The organism is Candidatus Sororendozoicomonas aggregata, from assembly GCF_031528575.1.
Lineage (GTDB): Bacteria > Pseudomonadota > Gammaproteobacteria > Pseudomonadales > Endozoicomonadaceae > Endonucleibacter > Endonucleibacter aggregata.
The window spans coordinates 1-4,407 of sequence record NZ_JAVLSP010000159.1 but is presented as its reverse complement, the minus strand read 5'-3'; the positions used below and the strand labels follow the sequence as shown (position 1 = coordinate 4,407).

Genomic DNA, 4,407 nt, shown 5'->3' with positions numbered 1-4,407 from the left:
CTGTGTGCGTAGCTGGGAGTGTCCTGAATGTGATACTAAGCATGATCGTGATACCAATGCTGCGTTAAATATTAAAGCTGCTGGGCAAGCAGTCTTAGCTTGCGGAGCTTGAGTAAGGCCAACGGAGCCAGTCTCTTGAGGCGTCGAGCTATGAAACAGGAAGCCTGTTAGGTGACTAATAGGAATCCCCGTCGTTTACGGCAGGGAGGATGTCAATAGAAGGATTATTTTACCTTGTTCAACAGGAACTGAACCAACATAGGCACAGGACGTCCTGAGGCGCCTTTGTTTTTACCGGAGGTCCAGGCAGTGCCGGCGATATCCAGGTGTGCCCAAGGGTAGCTTTCCGTGAAGCGAGACAGGAAGCATCCCGCCGTTATTGTGCCACCGGAGCGTCCACCAATATTGGCCATATCGGCAAAGTTGCTGTCCAGCTGTTGTTGGTACTCTTCTCCCATGGGCAGTTGCCAGGCTTTGTCTGAGGCTTCTTTTGAAGCGATTAACAATGCGCTTGTCAGCTCATCATTGTTACTGAGAAGACCAGTAGTGTGGTGACCAAGGGCGATAACACAGGCACCGGTCAAGGTGGCAACATCAATGACAGCTTCAGGTTTATAGCGTTCAGCGTAGGTCAGCGCGTCGCACAGTACCAGACGGCCTTCGGCATCGGTGTTGAGGATTTCAATGGTTTTACCGGACATGGAGGTGACAATATCGCCAGGTCGAGAAGCCTGGCTACCAGGCATATTCTCAGCAGCTGCTACCATGCCTACCACGTTCAATGGCAGATCCATCTCAATAATCGTGTTCATTACCCCGAAAATACTGGCAGCACCACACATATCAAATTTCATTTCATCCATACCAGCACCTGGCTTCAGAGAAATCCCGCCGCTGTCAAAGGTAATGCCTTTACCAAGGAGAACCAGCGGTTGTTCATTTTTTTTACCGTTTTTAAACTCCATTAAAATTAACTTGGCTTCCTGAGCGGAGCCTTTGCTGACAGACAGCAATGAGTGCATGCCCAGGTCAGCCATTTGCTTCTCACCCAGCACTTTGGTGGTCAGTTTGTTATGCTGTTTTGCCAGTGCCTTGGCTTCATTGGCAAGATAGGTGGGGTGACAAATATTACCCGGTAAGTTGCCGAGGGTTCGGGCAACGTTACGACCCTTGGCGATAGCACAACCTTGCGCAACGGATGCCTTAACGGCATTGGCGGTTTTTCGTGCGGTGAGCAGGATGGCTTTCTTAAGGGCAGGCGCGGATTCTTTGGATGCGTCGCTTTTGAAAGTGTCAAAGCAATAGAGCTGGTGCTCAACGATTTCGGCGAACTGACGGGCGACCCAGGCCGTGTTTTTGTCTGCTACTACCAGTTCATCAATAGCAACAGATACCTCTTTCAGGTTAGCGGCATTGACTGCTTTGATGATATTTGTCACCAGTTTTTTGTATTCAGCCTCTGACATGGGTTTGTCAACATCGCCGGCGGTGGCGAGTAGTAATCGCTCACAGCTTGCTTCCGGTACATGGTGTAATAACAGGGTTTCACCTGCTTTACACGATAGGTCACCACCTTTAATGAGCTCGGTAAGCAAGCCGCTGGTGATGGTATCAATGGACTGGGCGGTAGAAAGTAAACCAGATTTTTGAATGCCTATGACAAGGCAGGGTGTTTTTTGCTTGTCGGCAGTAACACTTTTTACAACGAATTCCATGCTTTCTCCAAGGGGGACAATCTGTTCGGATTGAGTGATAATACAAGATTCAGACGATGAGTGTATGCATGCCTGGCTAAGAGACTGACTATCACCAGTGCCTGTTGCAAAGAGGCTGTCTGGGTCTGTTCGGTGTCCCCGGGGCTTGAATACAAAGGCAGAATCCATGCATATTACATGTAAGTCGCTATTTCACCAGAGCCGGGCGCAGATGTGAATGTTTTTCGTGCGCTTAGTCATTGATTTTCATTTTTTTTCGGATGGCGCTGATAGAATGCCCCTGATTATCTTTAAATACCTGCTCCGGCAAACCATACAGGTGATGCTTGCTGTCTCCTCCGTGGTGGTGCTGATCCTCATGAGTGGCCGTTTTGTTAATTATCTCAGCCAGGCGGCCAGTGGCACATTGCGTGCGGATTTTCTATTGGCAATTATGGCGTACCGTATGCCTGAGTTTTTGGTAATGATTTTGCCCCTGGGTTTGTTGCTGGGCATTATTCTGGGGTATGGGCGCATGTATGTTGATCAAGAAATGAGTGTGCTCAATGCCTGCGGTATAAGTCAGAACCAGTTACTAACGATGACGATGATACCTGGTCTTCTGGTGATGGTGGTGTTGGCGGTATTGAGTTTCTTCGTGGTGCCGGTGGGTATTCAAAAAGTGGAGCGTATTCTGGCCACCCAGGATTCACTGACAGAGTTTGATACGCTGGTGCCGGGGCGTTTTCAACTGCTCGGTAATGGTGAGCGTGCCACGTATACAGAATCCCTGAGCAATGACAAGCAAACCATGAATAACGTTTTTATTGCGCAACGCAGCAGTGAGCAGGGGTTGTCAGGTGGTATTACCTTGGTACTGGCCGATCATGCGAGAATGACAAAGCGGGAAGAAGGTGTGCGTTATTTAATGCTACACGACGGTGTGCGTTATGACATGACTCCGGGTAGTCTGGAAACCCGTGTGATTGATTATGCTACCTACGGGTTGTTGATGCCTGAGAGCCAGGTGAAAGAAGATATCAGTGAAGAAAAAGCGTTACCGACCTCAGTGCTGCTCTCCTCCCATAAGCCAGGGCATATTGCCGAGCTGCAATGGCGCCTGTCCTTGCCACTGAGTATTCCTATCGTTATTTTACTGGGGATTCCCATGGCCCGCGTCAACCCAAGACAGGGGCGTTATGCCAAGCTGTTACCCACGATGCTGATCTACCTGTTTTATATTATGTTGCTGATTACGTTTCGCGGGGCGATTGGTGATGGTCAGCTCCCTCCCTGGCCGGGAATGTGGTGGGTAAATGCTGCTTTTTTAGTGTTGGCTGTCTCATTGTATTGTTATGAGCCGGTGAAATTGTCTTTGGCGCGCAGGAGGGCGGCTGGTGCGTAAACTGGACCGATATATTGCCAGAAATGTGTTAGGTGCCATGCTGGTGGTGATGGTTGGCCTGGTGCTGCTGGAGTCCCTGTTTGCCTTTCTGGCACAGTTGGAGGATCTTCGTGCAAGTTACGGTGTAGCTGATGCCCTCCTTTATGTTGTATTGCTGATACCCAAGAAAATGTATGAATTTATTCCTGTGGCCGCGTTGATTGGTTGTCTGGCTGGCCTGGGAAGTATGGCAAGCAATAGTGAGCTGGTCGTTATGCGTGCTGCCGGTGTCTCATTATGGCGAATGGTTGGCGCTGCGATGAGACCTGCGCTGGTGCTGGTATTGATAGGTGTGGTTATTGGGGAATACATCGGGCCCTCCTCAGAGCAAACTGCTGAAACCCGTCGAACGGTTGCCCGCTCTTCGGAAGGAACCTATACAGGGGAAGGGTTCTGGCATCGGGAAGGTAACGAATATATGTACTTCAATGCGGTGGAACCCACCAATGGGATAATCTATGGGGTGAGTTTGTTCCGCTTTGATGACTCGATGCGGTTAACGTCGTCAGCCTACGCCAGGCGAGGGGTTTATCAGGGCGATCATTGGTTACTTGAAGACTTGAAGCGAAGCTATTTTATCGACGGTCGGTTTGAAACGGTGGAAAAAAAGGTTGAGCGTTGGGATACCAATCTGACCACTACCTTACTGAAAGTGGTGCTGGTAAAACCAGAAGGTTTGTCCATATCGGGGTTGATCACCTATATCCGTTACCTCAGACACCAGGGGTTGGAGACAGGCGAGTATGATTTGGCTCTGTGGACAAAAGTCTTGCAGCCGTTGACGATTTTTTCATTGATGCTCGTGGGTATTGCTTTTGTTTTTGGTCCGTTACGTTCGGTGAGCATGGGACTGCGAATATTTACCGGCGTGATTACCGGTGTTGTATTTATGCTGGTACAAAAATTGCTGGGTCCTTCAAGTCTGGTATTTGGATTTTTCCCCATTTTATCCGTACTGCTCCCAGCGCTGGTGTGTTTGGTGATCGGTGCTGTTTTCCTGAAGCGAGCAGCCTGATACGGTGGCGTTAACGGTGAAAAGAAGGTGTGCCACGACCCCCGGCGGCACAGGGTTTTGTCCGGTTAGGCGCAGGGTTGATTCTTTAAAGGGACTATCAGCCGGGTCTGACGGATCATAGGAACCTGTCGGACTTCTGCTTTCGAGCATAAAATTCAGAAGCGGTCTTAAAAGTCTGCCCGTAGCGAGGACTGCGAGAAATGGAGGATAAAAAGTCGCTTTTGTGAGGAGAATAGCGGGACTATTTGACGAAC

General features: G+C 49.5%; 4 protein-coding genes. 3 read left to right on the top strand and 1 reads right to left on the bottom strand.

Going from position 1 to position 4,407, the window contains the following annotated elements:
* The first annotated feature begins 4 nt into the window (after positions 1-4).
* Positions 5-112: a zinc ribbon domain-containing protein gene (locus V4C51_RS18105; protein WP_420797685.1), complete on the top strand. Its 108-nt coding sequence runs from the start codon at positions 5-7 to the stop codon at positions 110-112.
* A gap of 112 nt (positions 113-224) precedes the next feature.
* On the opposite strand, the gene V4C51_RS17240 is transcribed toward V4C51_RS18105, so the two are convergent.
* Positions 225-1,883 (bottom strand): leucyl aminopeptidase, encoded by a 1,659-nt coding sequence (locus V4C51_RS17240; RefSeq protein ID WP_330927416.1) that lies wholly within the window; start codon positions 1,881-1,883, stop codon positions 225-227.
* A 49-nt stretch (positions 1,884-1,932) separates the two neighbouring features.
* On the opposite strand from V4C51_RS17240, the gene lptF reads away from it, so the two are divergent.
* Positions 1,933-3,099, top strand: a complete 1,167-nt coding sequence (gene lptF / locus V4C51_RS17235) for an LPS export ABC transporter permease LptF (protein WP_330927415.1) — start codon at positions 1,933-1,935, stop codon at positions 3,097-3,099.
* Positions 3,092-4,153, top strand: a complete 1,062-nt coding sequence (gene lptG / locus V4C51_RS17230; protein ID WP_330927414.1) for an LPS export ABC transporter permease LptG — start codon at positions 3,092-3,094, stop codon at positions 4,151-4,153. Before lptF ends, lptG begins: the two co-directional genes overlap by 8 nt.
* Positions 4,154-4,407: the final 254 nt, after the last annotated feature.

Bases quoted from the DNA above. Each gene is read 5' to 3' on its own strand.
- lptF (WP_330927415.1), top strand. From the start codon at position 1,933: ATGTTTTTCGTGCGCTTAGTCATTGATTTTCATTTTTTTTCGGATGGC.
- V4C51_RS17240 (WP_330927416.1), bottom strand. From the start codon at position 1,883: ATGGATTCTGCCTTTGTATTCAAGCCCCGGGGACACCGAACAGACCCA.